Here is an 18,561-nt window from a genome sequence, read left to right on the forward strand (position 1 = left end):
GGCGGTTCCTGTGGGCCTGTTGCGTGATAGCGCGTTATTGCTGGGCCGGTTGGGCGGTGCCCGGTGCCGGAGCGGGGGCCGGGGCGGGAGCCGCGCTGTCCGGCGTCATCAGCGGCAGGCCGGCCGGAGCGCGCAGGGCGCCGGCTTGCGTCGGGGCCGGTGCGCCGGCAGCCATTTCGGCGGTCTGGCACTCATCGGCCAGGCGGTGGCCTTCGTTGCGGTCGAACAGCATGGCCTTGGCCGGGATCACCACCAGGTCGAAGCCGGTCTTCTGGTCGAAGTAGCGGTCAGCGCCGGTGCGCGTCAGCTGGCGCGGCAGGTCGTAGTTCTTGCCCTTCCAGTGCAGCTTGATGATCTGGTCACGCGTCATGTCGCCTGCAATGTAGAGTTCGTTGCCGAGTTCGCACTTCCATTGCACGCCTTCAGGCTTGGCGGCGACAACAGGCGCTGCCTTCTTGGTGACCTTCTTCTTGGCCGGAGCCTTCTTGGCGGCCGGCTTTGCGGGCGCGGTCTGGGCGGTTGCGTACTGCGATGCAGCCAGCGAAAGAACGCCGGCACAGGCGCCCACGATGAATTTGTTCATAGGGTTTCCTTCGGTAATTCGGTAAGACAGAGTAGGGAGGCGGCAGCCAGGTCACGGATGCCACGGCATTTCGCACACCGGCCGGTATTTTGACCGATTTGCACGCCGTGCCCAACGTTCTGTTACATGCGGGTCCGACATCTCCGCCAAACGGGGGTGTCGTGCCGGCATCAGCATCGTTTTTGGGGCGTTCCCGGGCAATTTACCCCGCCACTTTTGCCTTCCGTTCTCCTTGCTTGCGTTGGGATGGATGCTGGCCGGCTCAGCCGCGGTTCTGTGCGAAGAGCGCGTCCAGCTTGGCTTCGTAATCGTGGTAACCGATGCTGTCGTAGAGTTCCATGCGCGTCTGCATGGTGTCGACGACGTTCTGTTGCGTGCCATCGCGGCGAATGGCTGCGTACACGTTCTCCGCAGCCTTGTTCATCGCGCGGAATGCCGACAGGGGATACAGGATCATCGACACGCCGGCGGAGGCCAGCTCGTCGCGCGTGAACAGCGGCGTCTGTCCGAATTCAGTGATGTTGGCCAGCACCGGCACCTTCACCGCGTCGACGAACTTGCGGTACATCGACAGTTCCGTCATCGCCTCGGGAAAGATCGCATCCGCGCCGGCTTCCACACAGGCCACGGCGCGTTCCAGGGCGCGGTCGAACCCTTCGACGGCCAGCGCATCGGTGCGGGCCATGACGACAAAGTTGGCGTCGGTGCGGGCATCGACGGCTGCCTTGATGCGATCGACCATCTCGTCCTTCGAGACGATCTCTTTGTTGGGCCGATGGCCGCACCGCTTGGCGCCGACCTGATCTTCGATATGCATGGCCGCGGCGCCAAACTTGATGAGCGACTTGGTCGTGCGCGCCACGTTGAATGCGGAAGCGCCAAAGCCCGTGTCAACGTCCACCAGCAGTGGGACGTCACACACATCGGTGATGCGGCGGACGTCGGTCAGAACGTCGTCCAGGCCAGATATGCCGAGGTCAGGCAAGCCCAGCGAGCCTGCCGCCACACCGCCGCCCGACAGATAAATCGCGCGATAGCCGGCGCGCTTGGCCAGCAGCGCATGGTTGGCGTTGATGGTGCCGACAATCTGCAGCGGCGATTCTTCGACCAACGCCTGGCGGAAGCGGGCGCCTGCGCTGGTTTGGGTGTTTGCCGTCATGGCGAATCTCCTCTCTATGCTCGTCACGCGAAGAAGCGCGCAACGGCGTCGGCGGGCATTTCCACGCCGGTGGTATGCGCGCGTTGCAGCACGGCCCACCAATAGCGATAGCTCGCGCGGTCGTGCAGCCGGCCTTCATGCTGGATCGGGCCCCACGCGGCATCCTGCGCAGCCGCAAGAATGGCGCTCGCGTGTGTCACTTCTTCGTGCGACGGGCGGAACGCCGAAACGATCGGCGCGATCTGGTCCGGGTGGATGCTCCACTTGCGCAGATAGCCAAACTCGTTGCGAGCACGGGCGGCATCGGCGCCGGCGCGGTCCGGATGCTTGATATCGGTGCTGACGTTGTGCGACGGCACCTTGCCGTGCGCGTGGCAGGCGGCCGAAATCTCGGCAAGCGCGCGGCGGATCAGCGGATGCTCGAACTGCTCGGGCGAGTCCATCGCCGCGCCGGGAATCGCACCGTTGTGTGCGGAAACGAAATCCATCAGGCCGAAACTCAGGCATTCGACCTGTACCAGCGACGCAATATCGAACACCTGCGTCAGCGCGCCATGCGTTTCGATCAAGACGTGGATCGGCAGGTGCCGTGCAATGCCCGCCGCCTTGGCGGCCTGGTTGATGCGATCGGTCACGCGCGCTACTTCCACCACGTCACGCACCTTCGGCACGGTCACGTAGGCGAGGCGGCTGCCGGCAAGGCCGACGAGGATGTCGACGTCTTGCGTCCACGCGTCGTGGTTCGGATCGTGGATGCGCACGCCGACGCGGTTGAAGCGGTTGTCGTCGCTGTTGATGAGCGCGGCGGCCAGTTCGGCGTGCGCGCGCTCATGACCGACGGCGGCGCCGTCTTCGCAGTCAAACGTGATATCGAAAACGGGGCCAAGGGCTTGTTGCAGGGCGAGCGACTTGCGCATCAGCTTTTCTGCGCCCGCGTAGTGGTCGCAGACCGGCAACTGGGCCGGCAGGGCATCGTCCTGGAACAAAACCTCGGTGGGGTGCACGGGGTGGTATCGGTTGGGCGGCGTGGTAACGCCTGCGTTTTGTTCGAAATGCAGGTGTAAAAAAACCGGAGGGGTCGCTGCCGATCCGCTCCGGTTTCTTCTTTTAGATCATGCGGATCACAGCAGATGCTGCACGCCTGCACGCTCGCCTTCCAGCTCGTCGAGCGTGATCTTGATCTTGCCTTGGCTGTACTCGTCGATTTCCAGGCCTTCGACGATCTTGTACTTGCCGTTTTCCGTGGTGACCGGGAAGCCGAACATCACGTCCTTCGGAATGCCGTATTCGCCGTTCGACGGGATGCCCATCGTGACGATCTTGCCGTTGCTGCCGAGCACCCAGTCACGCACGTGGTCGATGGCGGCGTTGGCAGCCGAAGCAGCCGACGACAGGCCGCGCGCTTCGATGATGGCGGCGCCGCGCTTGCCAACGGTCGGCAGGAACACGTCGTTGTTCCACACCGGGTCGTTGATCATGTCCTTGACGCTCTTGCCGTCGATCGTGGCGTAGCGGTAGTCGGCGTACATCGTCGGGCTGTGGTTGCCCCACACGAACAGCTTTTCGATGCTCGACACCGGCTTGCCGGTCTTGGCGGCGATCTGCGACAGGGCACGGTTGTGGTCCAGGCGCAGCATGGCGGTGAAGTTTTCGCGCGGCAGGTCCGGCGCCGACTTCATGGCGATGTAGGCGTTGGTGTTGGCCGGGTTGCCGACCACCAGCACCTTCACGTTGCGCGAGGCAACGGCGTTCAGGGCCTTGCCTTGTGCCGTGAAGATTTGAGCGTTGGCCGACAGCAGGTCAGCACGCTCCATGCCCGGGCCGCGGGGGCGGGCGCCCACCAGCAGGGCCACGTCGACGTCCTTGAACGCGGTCATCGGGTCGGAATGCGCTTCCATGCCAGCCAGCAGCGGGAATGCGCAGTCTTCGATCTCCATCATCACGCCCTTGAGCGCCTTCTGGGCCTTCTCATCGGGGATTTCCAGCAGTTGCAGGATGACGGGCTGATCCTTGCCCAGCATTTCGCCGGCGGCGATGCGGAACAGCAGGGCGTAACCGATCTGTCCAGCAGCGCCGGTCACTGCGACGCGCATGGGTGCTTTTGCCATGAGAACTCTCCAAACGGTAGTGAAAGCGGATCGCACTGCGCGCGGCCGGCATCCCGGCAGGATGTCGGTGCAGCCTCGCAGGCATTGCCGGCAACGGTCGGCGCCTCGTGGGCGGTCGGCTCAGAATCGGCAAGAGCCTCGCAGTTTACTGCGTCCGCATGACGATGTGGAAACACACTTGCGATTGACCGTGAGGCCGTCGTGGCGTGTGTGTGGGCCGTCGCCCGGAACAGGCGCGAGTGTAGGTCCGGCCTTGCTCGAAAGTCAATTAATCTTCTGTCTTATATAAGACATAAGACATTCTATAAACGGGCTGGACGCCTTTGTCGCTTTTGTGGTGAAATCGGCAGTTATGTCGAGCACACCCAGCCCTCTATCTGCTGCGATGCCGCCCTCGGGCGGCGAAGGCGGCGCGTCGCCTGCGTCTGCTGGCGGCGCGGGCGGCTCTCCCACCTTCAGCCCGCTGTATCAGCAGATCAAGACGCTGATCCTGCAAAGCTTGCAAGCCGGCGAATGGAAGCCCGGCGAGATGATCCCCAGCGAGATGGAATTGGCGGCCCGCTACAAGGTCAGCCAGGGGACCGTGCGCAAGGCGATCGACGAATTGGCCGCCGAAAACCTGGTCGCGCGGCGCCAGGGCAAGGGCACCTTCGTGACCACGCATTACGAAGAAGGCGTGCAGTTCCGCTTCTTGCGTCTGATGCCGGAGCAGGGCGAGCAGCATTACCCGAGCAGCCGCGTACTCGAGTGCAAGCGCATGCGGGCGCCGGCCGAGATCGCCAGGCTGCTCGAACTGAAGGCCGGCGACAGCGTCGTGCAGATCCGCCGCATCCTGTTCTTTTCGGGCGAGCCGACGGTGCTGGAGGAGATCTGGCTGCCGGGCGCGAGCTTCAAGGGCCTCACGGCCGAAAAGCTGACGGAGTGGAAGGGGCCGATGTACGCGTTCTTCGAGGCGGAGTTCGGCGTGCGCATGTTGCGTGCCACGGAGCGCATCCGCGCTGTGGCAGCGGACGCTGCTACGGCCGAGTTACTGTCGGTGGCGGTTGCCTCGCCGCTGCTCTCGGTGGAGCGCGTCTCGCACACGTTCGGCGACAAACCCGTGGAAATACGCCGTGGCCTGTACGTCACGACGCGGCATTACTACCAGAACGAGCTGAGTTGACGGTGCGTCCTCAGGCGCGATTCGTGCGGCTGAGCCAACTCAATGGCGTTTCACCTTGTGCGTCGCGCAACAGCGCATTGCGCGTCATGAGGGCAAGGTAAAGAGGACAATCTGCCCCCGTATCACGCCGCTGGCAGGCGAGGGCACGAAGCACAAAAGTGGAGCGCGTCGCATGGAATTATTGGTGCGCTGCGCAACAAAAGCGCGCTAGAATCTCGCGGATTTGTGCAAAGCTGTTTTGTTTGTTGATTAGCCAATTGGGGTCTGACCATGGCAGAAGCCATCAAGAAAGCCAGGCCGGTCTACAGGAACATCGGTTTGGGCGATATCGCCCGCTACCGCTTGCCCTGGGCCGGTAAGGTGTCCATCCTGCACCGTGCCAGCGGTGCGCTGATGTTCCTTCTTCTTCCGTTCGTGCTGTACTTGTTTGAGCAAAGTCTCACGTCGGAAATCAGTTTCGCCAAGTTCTCGGCGCTTCTGTCCAACGGCTTCGCCAAGGTTGTCGTCCTAGCGCTCATCTGGGCTTATCTGCACCATTTCTGCGCAGGTATCCGTTACCTGATCCTCGATCTGCATATCGGCATCGACAAGACCTCGGCCTCCAAGTCGGCTGTGAGCGTGCTCATCGTCAGCCTGCTGCTGACGGTGGTGTTCGGCGCCAAGCTGTTCGGCCTGTTCTGAGGAGTCCCTGATGGCAAATAACAATATCGGTCCCAAGCGCCTCGTTGTCGGCGCGCACTACGGCCTGAAGGACTTCCTCGCGCAGCGCGTCACCGCCGTGATCATGGCGGTCTACACGATCGTGTTGCTGGCTGCATTCCTGCTCTCGAAAGACACGTCGTACCAAAGCTGGGCCGGCCTGTTCTCGAACCAGTGGATGAAGATGCTGACGTTCCTGGCGTTCGTGTCGCTCACGTATCACGCCTGGATCGGTGTCCGTGATATCTGGATGGACTACGTGAAGCCCGTGGCAGTGCGTTTGACGCTGCAAGTGTTGACGATTCTGTGGCTCGTCGGTTGTGCGGGCTACGCAGCTCAGATTCTCTGGAGGGTTTAAGACATGGTCGCAGTCAAGACTGGGCTGCCGCGCCGCAAATTCGACGTCGTGATCGTCGGTGCGGGCGGTTCGGGCATGCGCGCATCGCTGCAGCTGGCAGAAGCCGGCCTCTCCGTGGCCGTGCTGTCCAAGGTGTTCCCCACCCGCTCGCACACCGTTGCGGCGCAGGGTGGTATCGGTGCTTCGCTGGGTAACATGAGCGAAGACAATTGGCACTATCACTTCTACGACACCGTCAAGGGTTCCGACTGGCTCGGCGACCAGGACGCGATCGAATTCATGTGCCGCCAGGCCCCGAACGTGGTCTATGAACTGGAACACTTCGGCATGCCGTTCGACCGCAACGCCGACGGCACGATCTACCAGCGTCCGTTCGGCGGTCACACGTCGAACTACGGCGAGAAGCCCGTGCAGCGTGCCTGCGCCGCGGCTGACCGTACCGGCCACGCGCTGCTGCACACGCTGTATCAGCGTAACGTGCGGGCCAAGACCCACTTCTTCGTCGAATGGATGGCGCTGGATCTGATCCGCGATCAGGACGGCGACGTGCTGGGCGTGACCGCGCTGGAAATGGAAACCGGCGAGGTGTACATCCTCGAAGCCAAGACGACGCTGTTCGCTACGGGCGGTGCAGGCCGGATCTACGCGGCTTCCACCAATGCCTTCATCAATACCGGTGACGGCCTGGGGATGGCAGCGCGCGCAGGCGTTCCGCTGGAAGACATGGAATTCTGGCAGTTCCACCCGACCGGCGTGGCCGGCGCGGGCGTGCTGATCACAGAAGGCGTGCGCGGCGAGGGCGGCATCCTGCGTAACAAGGATGGTGAGCGCTTCATGGAGCGCTATGCTCCGACGCTGAAGGACTTGGCGCCGCGTGACTTCGTGTCGCGCTCGATGGATCAGGAAATCAAGGAAGGTCGCGGCTGCGGCCCGAACGGCGACTACGTGCTGCTCGACCTGACGCACGTCGGTGCCGAGACGATCATGAAGCGCCTGCCGTCGATTCGCGAGATCGGCCTGAAGTTCGCCAACGTCGACGCCATCAAGGAACCGATTCCCGTGGTGCCGACCATCCACTACCAGATGGGTGGCATTCCGACGAACTATCACGGTCAGGTCGTGGTGCCGAAGAACGGCAACCCGAACGAGGTTATCAACGGCTTCTACGCGATCGGCGAATGCTCGTGCGTATCCGTGCACGGCGCCAACCGCCTGGGCACGAACTCGCTGCTCGACCTGGTGGTGTTCGGCCGTTCGGCGGGCAACCATATCATTGCGCAGAACCTGAAGAACCGCGAGCACAAGCCGCTGCCGGCCGACGCTGCAGACCGTGCGCTGTCGCGCCTGGCGAAGCTCGATTCGTCCAGCTCGGGCGAGTATGCGCAGGACGTCGCCAACGACATCCGCCGCAACATGCAGTCGCACGCTGGCGTGTTCCGTACGCAGAAGCTGATGGATGAAGGCGTCGAGCGCATCCTGGAAGTGGCGGAACGCGCTGGCAACATCCACCTGAAGGACAAGTCCAAGGTGTTCAACACCGCGCGCGTTGAAGCGCTGGAAGTGGCCAACCTGGTGGAAGTGGCGAAGGCAACGATGGTGTCGGCTGCCGCCCGCAAGGAGTCGCGCGGTGCACACGCCCACAGCGACTTCCCGAACCGCGATGACGAAAACTGGATGAAGCACTCGCTGTGGTATTCCGAAGGCAACCGCCTGGACTACAAGCCGGTGCAGTTGAAGCCGCTGTCGGTGGAAACCGTGCCGCCCAAGGCGCGTACGTTCTAACGGATAAGAAGGACCCACAAAAATGAAGCGTATTTTTGAAGTCTATCGCTACGATCCGGACAAGGACGCAGCGCCCCGCATGCAGACCTACGAGGTTGAACTCGACGGTCACGAGCGCATGCTGCTCGACGCGCTTGTCAAGCTGAAGAAGCTGGACGAGTCGATCGCGTTCCGTCGTTCGTGCCGCGAAGGCGTGTGCGGCTCCGACGCCATGAACATCAACGGCAAGAATGGTCTGGCCTGCCTGACCAACATGCGTGAACTGCCCGAGAAGATCGTGCTGCGTCCGCTGCCGGGGCTGCCCGTGGTGCGCGACCTGATCGTCGACATGACTCAGTTCTTCAATCAGTACCACTCGATCAAGCCGTACCTGATCAACGACGAGCCGCCGCCCGAGAAGGAGCGTCTGCAGTCGCCGGAAGAGCGTGAAGAGCTTGACGGCCTGTACGAATGCATTCTGTGCGCGAGCTGCTCGACGTCGTGCCCGTCGTTCTGGTGGAATCCGGACAAGTTCGTCGGCCCGGCGGGTCTGCTGCAGGCGTATCGTTTCATCGCTGACAGCCGTGATCAGGCCACCAGCGAGCGCCTGGACAACCTGGAAGATCCGTACCGCCTGTTCCGCTGCCACACCATCATGAACTGCGTCGATGTGTGCCCGAAGGGTCTGAACCCGACGAAGGCCATCGGCAAGATCAAGGAATTGATGGTGCGTCGCGCTGTGTAAGGCGCGAGTCAGGGCACTTTGGCATTGTGTGTCGCCGGAGCGGTTTCTCCGGCGACACATTTCTAGAAAGTATGGTTGCTGTGAACACTCCGACGTTCTCCCATCAGTCCGATCCGCACAAGCGTGCCCGTTTGCGCTGGCGTGCCCGACGCGGCCTGCTTGAGAACGACATCATCGTCGAGCGCTTCTTCAACCGCTATGAGACGGAACTGTCGGACGACGACGTTGCCGCACTCTCGCAGTTGTTTGAGCTACCCGACAACGACCTGATGGATCTCCTGCTTGCACGCAAGGAGCCGGAGGGCGAACTCGACGTGCCCCACATTCAGCACGTCCTGACCTTGCTGCGCTCGGTCTGAACCGGCGCGCGAGAGGTTGCCGCAAGACGAATCGATCCAGCCGCCCCCGGCCGGCGCCCCTTGATCCGTCTGGCGGGAGTCTCCCGACTTCATTTTTATAAACAGCAGAGAAGGAAACCGACATGACGCCGTCCGAAGTGAAAGCCACCCTATCGTTTTCCGATGGCTCGCCCAGCGTCGAGCTGCCGATCTACAAGGGCACGGTTGGCCCGGACGTGATCGACATCCGCAAGCTGTACGGTCAGACGGGCAAGTTCACGTACGACCCCGGCTTCATGTCGACTGCGTCGTGCAATTCCAAGATCACCTATATCGATGGTGACAAAGGTGAGCTGCTGTACCGCGGCTACGCCATCGACGATCTGGCCAGCAAGTGCGATTTCATGGAAATCTGCTATCTGCTGCTCAAGGGCGAGCTGCCCAACGCCAAGCAGAAGGAAGAGTTCAACCATGTGGTGACGAATCACACCATGGTCCATGAGCAGATGCAGTTCTTCCTGCGCGGTTTCCGCCGTGACGCCCACCCGATGGCCGTGCTGACGGGCTTGGTCGGTGCCATGAGCGCGTTCTATCCGGACGCTGCCAACATCAATGACCCGCGCGAGCGTGAAATCTCGCAGATTCGCCTGATCGCCAAGCTGCCGACGCTGGTGGCCATGGCATACAAGTACAACATCGGCCAGCCGCTCATCTATCCGCAGAACAACCTGTCGTACACGGGTAACTTCATGCGCATGATGTTTGCGACGCCGTGCGAAGACTACAAGGTGAACCCGGTGCTGGAGAAGGCACTGGACCGCATCTTCATCCTGCACGCAGACCACGAGCAGAACGCCTCGACGTCGACGGTGCGTCTGGCGGGCTCGTCGGGCACCAACCCGATCGCTGCCATCGCTGCCGGTATCGCCTGCCTGTGGGGCCCCGCGCACGGCGGCGCGAACGAAGCTGCGCTGAACATGCTGGAAGAAATCGGTACCGTGGACAAGGTGCCCGAGTTCATCAAGCAGGTGAAGGACAAGAACAGCGGCGTGCGCCTGATGGGCTTCGGCCACCGCGTGTACAAGAACTACGACCCGCGCGCCAAGCTGATGCGCGAAACGTGCCACGAAGTGCTGAACGAGCTGGGCCTGCATAACGACCCGCTGTTCAAGCTGGCGATGGAGCTGGAAAAGATCGCCCTGGAAGACGAATACTTCGTCAGCCGCAAGCTGTACCCGAACGTCGACTTCTACTCGGGCATCGTGCAACGCGCGCTGGGCATCCCGACCTCGATGTTCACCTGTATCTTCGCGCTGGCCCGCTCGGTGGGCTGGATTTCGCAATGGGAAGAGATGATCACCGATCCGGAATACAAGATCGGCCGTCCGCGCCAGCTGTTCAACGGCGCAGCGACCCGCGAAGTGCCGTCGATCGACAAGCGCTAAGCGAAGCTGTTCGCCTTGCAGAAACCCCGCCCGGGAAACCGGCGGGGTTTTTTGTTGCGCGCCGTTTGAGGTGCCCGGAAAGGGCCTTCGCGAAATGGCGAAACCCCCTTTCGCCAGTCACGTCCGGTGCCCAATGCACCGAGTGGCATAATCGATCACTCCCCACGAAACAGCTCGCGCAGCGGCCCTGAATTTCCAAAAAGGGCACGTTGTGTACGGATCGCATCATGGCCAAGACGCTCTACGACAAACTTTGGGACGATCACGTCGTTCATACCGAAGAAGACGGCACGACCGTCCTCTACATCGATCGTCAACTGCTGCACGAAGTGACGAGCCCGCAGGCGTTCGAGGGCCTGAAGATGGCCGAGCGTCCTGTGTGGCGCATCAGCGCCAACCTGGCTGTGTCGGATCACAACGTGCCGACCACCGACCGCTCGCACGGCATTGCCGATCCGGTTTCCAAGCTGCAGGTCGACACGCTCGATGCCAACTGCGACAGCTACGGCATCACGCAATTCAAGATGAACGACAAGCGTCAGGGCATCGTGCACGTGATCGGGCCGGAGCAGGGCGCGACGCTGCCGGGCATGACGGTGGTCTGCGGCGATTCGCACACCAGCACGCACGGCGCATTCGGCGCGCTCGCGCACGGCATCGGCACGTCGGAAGTCGAGCATGTACTGGCCACGCAAACGCTGCTCGCCAAGAAGAGCAAGAACATGCTCGTGAAGGTGGAAGGCACGCTGCCGCGTGGCTGCACGGCCAAGGACATCGTGCTCGCCATCATCGGCAAGATCGGTACGGCCGGCGGCACGGGCTACGCCATGGAGTTCGGCGGTTCGGCCATCCGCGCGCTGTCGATGGAAGGTCGCATGACGGTGTGCAACATGGCCATCGAGGCAGGCGCCCGCGCCGGCATGGTCGCCGTGGACGATGTCACGCTGGAGTACGTCAAGGGCCGCCCGTTCGCGCCGCAAGGCGTGGAGTGGGAGCAGGCCGTCGCCTACTGGCGCACACTGCATTCTGACGAGGGTGCGCATTTCGATCAGGTGGTCGAGCTGCGTGCGGAAGAGATTCGCCCGCAGGTGAGCTGGGGCACGTCGCCTGAAATGGTGGTCAGCATTGAAGACCGTGTGCCGGATCCCGACAAAGAGAAAGACCCGAACAAGCGCAATGCCATGGAGCGCGCGCTCGAATACATGGGCCTGCAGCCGAACGTTGCCATCAGCGACATCAACATCGACAAGGTCTTCATCGGCTCGTGCACCAACAGCCGGATCGAAGACATGCGCGCCGCAGCGTGGGTCGTGCAGAAGCTGGGCAAGCGCATTGCGTCGAACGTGAAGCTGGCGATGGTCGTGCCGGGCTCGGGCCTCGTGAAGGAGCAAGCCGAGCGCGAAGGGCTCGACAAGATTTTCAAGGCGGCAGGTTTTGAGTGGCGCGAGCCGGGTTGCTCGATGTGTCTCGCCATGAACGCGGACCGCCTCGAGCCGGGCGAGCGCTGCGCATCCACGTCCAACCGCAACTTCGAAGGCCGCCAGGGCGCGGGTGGCCGCACCCATCTGGTAAGCCCGGCGATGGCCGCTGCGGCCGCGCTGGAAGGCCACTTCGTCGACGTGCGCAAGCTCGCTTGAGCGGCAGGATAGAGAGAGCAATCATGGAACAATTCACCATCCACACCGGCCTCGTGGCCCCGCTCGACCGCGAGAACGTCGACACCGACGCGATCATTCCGAAGCAGTTCCTCAAGTCGATTAAGCGCACCGGCTTCGGCCCGAACCTGTTCGACGAGTGGCGCTACAAGGACGTGGGCGAGCCCGGCCAGGACAACAGCAAGCGACCGCTCAACCCCGACTTCGTGCTGAACCAGCCGCGTTACAAGGGCGCCTCGGTGTTGCTGGCGCGCAAGAACTTCGGCTGCGGCAGCTCGCGTGAGCACGCACCGTGGGCGCTGCAGCAGTACGGCTTCCGCGCCATCATCGCGCCGAGCTTTGCCGACATCTTCTTCAACAACTGCTTCAAGAACGGCCTGCTGCCGATCGTGCTGACGGAGTCGCAAGTCGACCATCTGTTCAACGAGACGCAAGCCTTTACGGGCTACCAGCTGACCGTCGATCTGGACAAGCAGGTCGTCGTCACGCCGGGCGGTACGGCCTATCCGTTCGACATCACGGCGTTCCGCAAATATTGCCTGCTCAACGGCTTCGACGACATCGGCCTGACCTTGCGCTACGCCGACCAGATCAAGGCTTACGAAGCACAGCGCCTGGCCAAGATGCCGTGGCTCGCCCACAAGCTCGTCGGCTGAGCGGATACCAGAACAACAAGGACAACCACATGACCAAGATTGCAGTGTTGCCGGGTGACGGCATTGGCAAGGAAATCGTCGCCGAGGCCGTGAAGGTGCTCAAGGTGCTGGGCGAGTCGTTCGAGATGGAATTCGCCCCGGTGGGCGGCGCCGGCTACGAGGCCAAGGGCCATCCGCTGCCAGAAGACACGCTCAAGCTCGCCAAGGAAGCCGACGCGATCCTGTTCGGCGCCGTGGGCGACTGGAAGTACGACACGCTGGCGCGCGAACTGCGCCCGGAGCAGGCCATTCTGGGCCTGCGCAAGCACCTGCAGCTGTTCGCCAATTTCCGTCCGGCGATCTGCTATCCCGAACTGGCCGGCGCATCGAGCCTGAAGCCGGAGATCGTGTCCGGTCTCGATATCCTGATCGTGCGCGAACTGACCGGCGACATCTACTTCGGCCAGCCGCGGGGCGTGCGTGCCGCACCGGACGGTGTGTTCGCCGGCGCGCGCGAAGGCTTCGACACCATGCGCTACGCCGAGCCGGAAATCCGCCGCATCGCGCACGTCGCCTTCCAGGCTGCCGCCAAGCGCGGCAAGAAGCTGTGCAGCGTCGACAAGGCCAACGTGCTCGAGACGTTCCAGTTCTGGAAGGACATCGTCACCGACGTGCACAAGGAGTATCCGGAAGTCGAGCTGTCGCACATGTACGTCGACAACGCGGCCATGCAGCTCGTCAAGGCGCCGAAGAACTTCGACGTGATCGTCACCGGCAACATGTTCGGCGACATCCTCTCGGATGAGGCGGCCATGCTGACCGGCTCGATCGGCATGCTGCCGTCGGCGTCGCTCGACGCGAACAACAAGGGCTTGTATGAGCCGTCGCACGGCTCCGCGCCGGACATCGCGGGCAAGGGCGTTGCCAACCCGCTGGCGACGATCCTGTCCGCCGCGATGATGCTGCGCTACTCGCTGAACAAGGCCGAGCAGGCCGATCGCATCGAAAACGCCGTCAAGAAGGTGCTCGCCCAGGGCTATCGCACGGGTGACATCCTGACGCCGGGCTGCAAGCAGGTCGGTACGGTGGAGATGGGCGACGCGGTGGTCGCTGCCCTGTAAACGCAACGCGCGTTGCGGTGCCGTCACATCCGGCGCCGCAATCGTCGTTTTTTCGGTGGACACATGTTGCAGTGCATTGTGTGGCCGCCAAATCGTGTATATTTTTGCAGATGATCTCGATCGCGCTCCCCGTCCTCGTACTGGGCATTCTGGGCACCCTGGCTATCGCCGCCAAGGGCACTGCCGCGCGCGCTCGCATGACGCCTGTCGAGATTCGCACGACCACCAAAATCATTACCAAAAAAACGATCTCGTAGATCGTCCGTCGTGCCCGTTCGCCTTCCCCGCGCGGTCACGCCGGGCGACCGAGGCGGGGAAAATCACTAGAGGTTCACAATCATGAAGGTAGGTCTCGTCGGTTGGCGCGGCATGGTCGGCAGCGTGCTGATGCAGCGCATGCAGGAAGAAAAGGATTTCGACCTGATCGACACCGTGTTTTTCAGCACCAGCAACGCCGGCGGCAAGGCGCCCGCATTCGCCAAGACGGATGCGCCCCTGGCCGACGCCAACGACATCGAAGCACTGAAGGCCTGCGACACGATCATCACGTGCCAGGGCGGTGACTACACGACCGAAGTCTTCCCGAAGCTGCGCGCTGCCGGCTGGAAGGGCTACTGGATCGACGCCGCCTCGACGCTGCGCATGGAAGACGACGCCGTGATCGTGCTGGACCCGGTCAACCTGTCGCTCATTAAGAACGCGGTGGCGGCTGGCACCAAGAACTTCATCGGCGGCAACTGCACCAACTCCATCCTGCTGATGGGCGTGGGCGGCCTGTTCCGCGAAGGCCTGGTCGAATGGGTCAGCTCGATGACCTACCAGGCGGCTTCGGGCGGTGGTGCGAACCACATGCGCGAACTGCTCAAGGGCATGGGCGTGATCCACGGTGCTGTCGCCGATGAGCTGGCCAATCCGGCTTCCGCCATCCTGGACATCGACCGCAAGGTTGCCAAGACCATCCGCGAAGATGTGCCGACCGAATTCTTCCCGGCGCCGCTGGCCGGTGGCCTGATTCCGTGGATCGACAAGCAGCTCGACAACGGTCAGTCGAAGGAAGAGTGGAAGGGGCAGGCTGAGGTCAACAAGATCCTGGGCACGGCGCAGACGATTCCGGTCGATGGCCTGTGTGTGCGGATCGGCGCAATGCGCTGCCACAGCCTGGGCCTGACGCTCAAGCTCAAGCGCGACCTGCCGCTCGACGAAATCGAGCAGATCATCCGCTCGGGCAACCCGTGGGTGAAGTGGGTCCCGAACGATCGCAGCATCACCGAGAAGGAACTGACGCCGGCATCCATCACTGGTGGCCTGGAAATCGGTGTGGGTCGCGTGCGCAAGCTCAACATGGGGCCGGAATATGTGAGCGCCTTCGTGATCGGTGACCAGCTTCTGTGGGGCGCCGCCGAGCCGCTGCGTCGTACGCTCCGTATCCTACTGGGCAAGTGATTCAGGCTTTGCTTTCGTTGTCGGACCGTGCATCGGAGGCCGTCGTTGCGGCCTGACAACAGAAAGTGTGCTTTTTCAACCAACGCCGCGCGGCCTGCGCGGCGTTGTGCCATCTGGATGCCCACGGCTTGTAACGTTGGTACACAATAGCGGCCGGAACGCCGTCCGCCCATTCGTGGGGTGGACGGAGCACGGGGAAGGGTTAGCGCCACATGAAGCACGCGCATTCCGGGGGGTACGTCGGGTGCTTCAGAATCTCGCCAATTGTGTCGTTTTCATAAAAATTGACGGCGGTTCTTATCCAGCATTTCACGTTTTGGGTGAACTTGCTGCGCTAACTCGTTGATGTTAAGTTCGTTTGCACATTAAAAGATAACGGAGTCGAAGGTGAGGGTGAGCCAATACCGCCGGAGAGAATCGTCCCATCGCAGTCCTCGCTGGTCGGCCGTCGCGTTTGCTGCGGCGAGCCTGCTGCTGATCCAGCCCGCTGCGCAAGCGGCGGGTTTCGGCGCGCTGCATGTGCGTTCCAGCCTCGGCCAGCCGCTGCAGGCCGAAATCGATCTGACCGGCGTGACGCCCGAAGAGGCGCAAAACCTGGTCGCCAAGCTGGCTGCACCGGATGCCTATTCGCGTGCCGGGCTGACCTACAACCCGATCGTCTCCTCGCTGCGTGCCTCGTTGGAACGCCAGTCGAACGGCAATTACGTGGTGCGCCTGCGCTCGACGCAGCCCGTCGCGGAGCCGTTCGTCGATGTTCTGGTTGACCTGAACTGGGCGAGCGGCCACGTTTCGCGCGCCTATACGTTCCTGCTGGACCCGGTTGGCTCCAGCAATACCGCACAGAATTTCGCGCCGACGCCGGTTGTGCAGGCCACGACGCCTGGCGCGGCTGAACCGACACCGTCTGCTTCGACTGCTCAACCGCAAGCGGCGGCCCCGGCTGCCGCCTCGCCGGCACCGACGCGGCAGCCCCGTGCTGCTCGTCAGGCGGCACGTCCGCAGCAAGCGGCGCCTGCTGCCACCGCGCCGGATGCTACGCCGGGTGGTTCGTATACGGTGCAGCGCGGCGATAGCCTGTACGACGTGGCATCGACGGCCGCGCAAGGTCAGGACGCCGTTTCGCTCGACCAGATGCTGTTGGCGCTGTATCGCAACAATCCCAACGCTTTCATTGGCGGCAACATCAACCGTCTGCGTACCGGCTCGGTACTGAAGGTGCCGTCGCAGGCCGAAGCGCAGAAAACGCCGGCGCGCGAAGCACGCCGCGAAGTCATTGCGCAGACGTCCGGCTTTGGCGGGTATCGCAACCGCCTCGCCACGGCGGCTGAAGCCAACGCCGCCACGGATACCGACTCCGCCCGCCAGCAGAGCGGCAGCGTGTCGGCCCGCGTGCAGGATCAAGCCACGCCGGCTGCCAGCGGCCGCGACGAACTGCGTCTCTCCAAGGCAGACCGTACCGGCAAGGCGGGTGCGGCAGCCGCCCGCGATGAGGAACTCGTCGCCAAGGAGCGTGCGCTCAAGGAAATGGAATCGCGCGTTGCGCAGTTGGAGAAGAATCTCTCCGACATGCAGCGCCTGGTCGAATTGAAGAACGCCGAACTGGCCAAGGCGGCCAGCGCCGCCAAGCCTGCCGCTGGTGCTGCGCCGTCGACGGCCGCGCCTGCTGTGGCCGCGGCCAATGCCCCGGCACCCGCACCGGCCGCTGCTGCTTCGTCAGCGCCGGCTCCTGCTGCCGCTGCACCTGCAGAAACGGCCGCTGCTGCACCGGCATCCTCCGCGACGGCTGCGACGGCAGCTTCCGCGCCGGAAGCGGCATCGGCGCCGGTAGCGGCAGCTTCGGCACCGCAGGCGGCCAGCGCCCCGGTGGCAGCTGCCTCCGCGCCCGCCGCCGCGCCGAAGAAGGCACCGGTGGTTGTGGCCCCGCCGCCCCCGATTCAAGAGGAATCGTTCCTCTCGTCGTTGCTGGGCAACCCGATGGCCCTGGGCCTGGGTGGCTTGGTCGTCGCGCTGCTGGGCGGTCTGGTGGTGTATCGCCGTCGACAGCAGAAGCCTGAGCAGGCACATGGCTTCCAGGACAGCTTGCTGTCACAGGAAAGCACCGTGATGGCGGGAGCCAACTCGCTGTTCGGCGCGGCCGGCGGTCAAAGCGTCGACACCTCGCAGCACAGCGTGTTCGGTGCGGATTTCCGTATCGGCGGCGGCAACGAGAGCAACGAGGTCGATCCGATCGCCGAAGCCGATGTCTACATCGCCTACGGCCGCGACGTGCAAGCCGAAGAAATCCTGCGCGAGGCATTGGAGCAGCATCCGGAGCGCCAAGCCATTCGCCTGAAGTTGATGGAAATTTACGCCAATCGCCAGGATGCCCACGGCTTCCAGACCATTGCTGAAGAGATGCTGGCGCAAGTTGGCGCGTCCTCGCCGGAATGGGCGGAGGCTGCCGCAATGGGCCGCAAGTTCGATCCGGCCAACCCGCTGTATCTGACGGTGCAGGGCGACGGAAGCCATCCGGGTGCCGAAGCGCACGCAGAGCCCAGCCATGCAGGTGCCGCGGTTGCAGGCGCCGCTGCGCTGGCAGGTGTGGGCGCCGCAGTGGCCGCCGAAGCCTTCAGCCCGACGGTGACGGGGCAGACCACCCGTCGCGGTGATGACTGGACGACGTTGTCCCCGGATCTGGATCCGTCCGCGCCGTCGACCAAGGCACCGCAACTGGCCGATTTCGATCTGCCGCTGGAGTCGTTCCCGGTGCCGGCAGCGGGCGAGCCGATCACCGCGCCGGAAGAGGCCTCGGATATCTTCAAGGTGCATGCCGAACCCCAGGCCGATCTGCCGCAGTTCAACGCGCACGCTGGCGAGGCCTATCAGCCCGTCGCTGCGCCGCCGCTGCACATGGATCTGTCGGACCTGTCGCTCGACCTGAACCCGACGCCGCCCGCCGCAGAAACGGCGGCTCCGGCAGCATCGGTCGCTGCCGAGGAAAGCCTGCCGAGCTGGGCGCAGCCGGCGGATCTGTCGCAGGCCCCGATGCACTTCGAATCCGAGCCGCATCATGCGGAGCACGCCGAGGTTGCCAACGACGAGCCGCAATCGGCGATCCGTCTGGACACCAACTTGCCGCACACGCTGTCGGGCGAGCACGGTGCCGATGGTGTGCGCGATCTGCAGATCAAGTTCGATCTGGCCAAGGCCTACATCGAGATTGGCGACAAGGAAGGCGCTCGCGAACTGCTGCAGGAAGTGCTGGACCTGGGCGATCCGTCGTTCCACGCCGAGGCGCAAGCCTTGATGCGCCAGATCGGCTGACGCACCGCGTTCCACGCCATCGACAGCGCCGGCAGGGTGGTATCCT

The 18,561-nt window shown here is 63.3% G+C and carries 17 protein-coding genes; 13 read left to right on the forward strand and 4 right to left on the reverse strand.

All coding sequences use genetic code 11. The features are described from left to right. Nucleotides 1–34: 34 nt before the first annotated feature. From N511_RS0121080 to N511_RS0121095, 4 genes are all read right to left on the reverse strand, one after another. Nucleotides 35–583: a hypothetical protein gene (locus N511_RS0121080; RefSeq protein WP_027681076.1), complete on the reverse strand. Its 549-nt coding sequence runs from the start codon at nt 581–583 to the stop codon at nt 35–37. Nucleotides 584–845: 262 nt separating this feature from the next. Beyond that, nucleotides 846–1,742 (reverse strand): methylisocitrate lyase, encoded by an 897-nt coding sequence (gene prpB, locus N511_RS0121085; RefSeq protein WP_027681077.1) that lies wholly within the window; start codon nt 1,740–1,742, stop codon nt 846–848. A 23-nt stretch (nt 1,743–1,765) separates the two neighbouring features. Further along, entirely contained in the window at nt 1,766–2,746 is a 981-nt protein-coding gene (locus N511_RS0121090) for an HpcH/HpaI aldolase/citrate lyase family protein (RefSeq protein WP_027681078.1), read from the reverse strand. 117 nt (nt 2,747–2,863) lie between these two features. Beyond that, complete coding sequence (locus N511_RS0121095; RefSeq protein ID WP_027681079.1) at nt 2,864–3,850, reverse strand: malate dehydrogenase; 987 nt, start codon at nt 3,848–3,850, stop codon at nt 2,864–2,866. 352 nt (nt 3,851–4,202) lie between these two features. Between N511_RS0121095 and N511_RS0121100 the strand changes: the two genes are divergently transcribed. The 13 genes from N511_RS0121100 (at nt 4,203) to tapV (ending at nt 18,515) form a co-directional block, all read left to right on the forward strand. Beyond that, a complete protein-coding gene (locus N511_RS0121100) occupies nt 4,203–5,012 on the forward strand; it encodes a GntR family transcriptional regulator (protein WP_027681080.1) in 810 nt (269 codons plus the stop codon). A gap of 270 nt (nt 5,013–5,282) precedes the next feature. Beyond that, entirely contained in the window at nt 5,283–5,693 is a 411-nt protein-coding gene (gene sdhC / locus N511_RS0121105) for a succinate dehydrogenase, cytochrome b556 subunit (RefSeq protein ID WP_027681081.1), read from the forward strand. A gap of 10 nt (nt 5,694–5,703) precedes the next feature. Next, nucleotides 5,704–6,069 (forward strand): succinate dehydrogenase, hydrophobic membrane anchor protein, encoded by a 366-nt coding sequence (gene sdhD, locus N511_RS0121110; RefSeq protein ID WP_012762259.1) that lies wholly within the window; start codon nt 5,704–5,706, stop codon nt 6,067–6,069. Nucleotides 6,070–6,072: 3 nt separating this feature from the next. Then, nucleotides 6,073–7,851, forward strand: a complete 1,779-nt coding sequence (gene sdhA, locus N511_RS0121115) for a succinate dehydrogenase flavoprotein subunit (RefSeq protein WP_027681082.1) — start codon at nt 6,073–6,075, stop codon at nt 7,849–7,851. A gap of 22 nt (nt 7,852–7,873) precedes the next feature. After that, nucleotides 7,874–8,575, forward strand: a complete 702-nt coding sequence (locus N511_RS0121120; RefSeq protein WP_009241007.1) for a succinate dehydrogenase iron-sulfur subunit — start codon at nt 7,874–7,876, stop codon at nt 8,573–8,575. Between the two features lie 71 nt (nt 8,576–8,646). Beyond that, nucleotides 8,647–8,934 (forward strand): FAD assembly factor SdhE, encoded by a 288-nt coding sequence (locus N511_RS0121125; protein ID WP_009241006.1) that lies wholly within the window; start codon nt 8,647–8,649, stop codon nt 8,932–8,934. Between the two features lie 122 nt (nt 8,935–9,056). Further along, on the forward strand, nt 9,057–10,358 hold the full coding sequence (gene gltA, locus N511_RS0121130; protein ID WP_004634431.1) for a citrate synthase: 1,302 nt from the start codon (nt 9,057–9,059) through the stop codon (nt 10,356–10,358). 227 nt (nt 10,359–10,585) lie between these two features. Next, complete coding sequence (gene leuC, locus N511_RS0121135; protein WP_027681083.1) at nt 10,586–11,995, forward strand: 3-isopropylmalate dehydratase large subunit; 1,410 nt, start codon at nt 10,586–10,588, stop codon at nt 11,993–11,995. 23 nt (nt 11,996–12,018) lie between these two features. Beyond that, the gene (gene leuD, locus N511_RS0121140; RefSeq protein WP_027681084.1) at nt 12,019–12,669 is read left to right on the forward strand and encodes a 3-isopropylmalate dehydratase small subunit; all 651 of its coding nucleotides are present in this window, start codon (nt 12,019–12,021) and stop codon (nt 12,667–12,669) included. 29 nt (nt 12,670–12,698) lie between these two features. After that, entirely contained in the window at nt 12,699–13,769 is a 1,071-nt protein-coding gene (gene leuB, locus N511_RS0121145) for a 3-isopropylmalate dehydrogenase (RefSeq protein WP_027681085.1), read from the forward strand. A gap of 80 nt (nt 13,770–13,849) precedes the next feature. Further along, nucleotides 13,850–14,026 (forward strand): hypothetical protein, encoded by a 177-nt coding sequence (locus N511_RS25300; protein ID WP_155954077.1) that lies wholly within the window; start codon nt 13,850–13,852, stop codon nt 14,024–14,026. Between the two features lie 82 nt (nt 14,027–14,108). After that, complete coding sequence (asd, locus tag N511_RS0121155; protein WP_027681086.1) at nt 14,109–15,212, forward strand: aspartate-semialdehyde dehydrogenase; 1,104 nt, start codon at nt 14,109–14,111, stop codon at nt 15,210–15,212. 387 nt (nt 15,213–15,599) lie between these two features. Further along, entirely contained in the window at nt 15,600–18,515 is a 2,916-nt protein-coding gene (gene tapV / locus N511_RS0121160; protein WP_027681087.1) for a FimV/HubP family polar landmark-like protein TapV, read from the forward strand. Nucleotides 18,516–18,561: the final 46 nt, after the last annotated feature.

This window comes from Ralstonia sp. UNC404CL21Col (assembly GCF_000620465.1).
Classification (GTDB): Bacteria; Pseudomonadota; Gammaproteobacteria; order Burkholderiales; family Burkholderiaceae; genus Ralstonia; species Ralstonia flatus.

Coding starts and splice junctions, on each gene's coding strand:
- leuD (WP_027681084.1), top strand. CDS start 12,019: ATGGAACAATTCACCATCCACACCGGCCTCGTGGCCCCGCTCGACCGC.
- leuB (WP_027681085.1), top strand. CDS start 12,699: ATGACCAAGATTGCAGTGTTGCCGGGTGACGGCATTGGCAAGGAAATC.
- N511_RS0121095 (WP_027681079.1), bottom strand. CDS start 3,850: ATGGCAAAAGCACCCATGCGCGTCGCAGTGACCGGCGCTGCTGGACAG.
- prpB (WP_027681077.1), bottom strand. CDS start 1,742: ATGACGGCAAACACCCAAACCAGCGCAGGCGCCCGCTTCCGCCAGGCG.
- N511_RS0121080 (WP_027681076.1), bottom strand. CDS start 583: ATGAACAAATTCATCGTGGGCGCCTGTGCCGGCGTTCTTTCGCTGGCT.
- sdhA (WP_027681082.1), top strand. CDS start 6,073: ATGGTCGCAGTCAAGACTGGGCTGCCGCGCCGCAAATTCGACGTCGTG.
- N511_RS0121125 (WP_009241006.1), top strand. CDS start 8,647: ATGGTTGCTGTGAACACTCCGACGTTCTCCCATCAGTCCGATCCGCAC.
- gltA (WP_004634431.1), top strand. CDS start 9,057: ATGACGCCGTCCGAAGTGAAAGCCACCCTATCGTTTTCCGATGGCTCG.
- leuC (WP_027681083.1), top strand. CDS start 10,586: ATGGCCAAGACGCTCTACGACAAACTTTGGGACGATCACGTCGTTCAT.
- asd (WP_027681086.1), top strand. CDS start 14,109: ATGAAGGTAGGTCTCGTCGGTTGGCGCGGCATGGTCGGCAGCGTGCTG.
- N511_RS0121100 (WP_027681080.1), top strand. CDS start 4,203: ATGTCGAGCACACCCAGCCCTCTATCTGCTGCGATGCCGCCCTCGGGC.
- N511_RS0121120 (WP_009241007.1), top strand. CDS start 7,874: ATGAAGCGTATTTTTGAAGTCTATCGCTACGATCCGGACAAGGACGCA.
- sdhD (WP_012762259.1), top strand. CDS start 5,704: ATGGCAAATAACAATATCGGTCCCAAGCGCCTCGTTGTCGGCGCGCAC.
- sdhC (WP_027681081.1), top strand. CDS start 5,283: ATGGCAGAAGCCATCAAGAAAGCCAGGCCGGTCTACAGGAACATCGGT.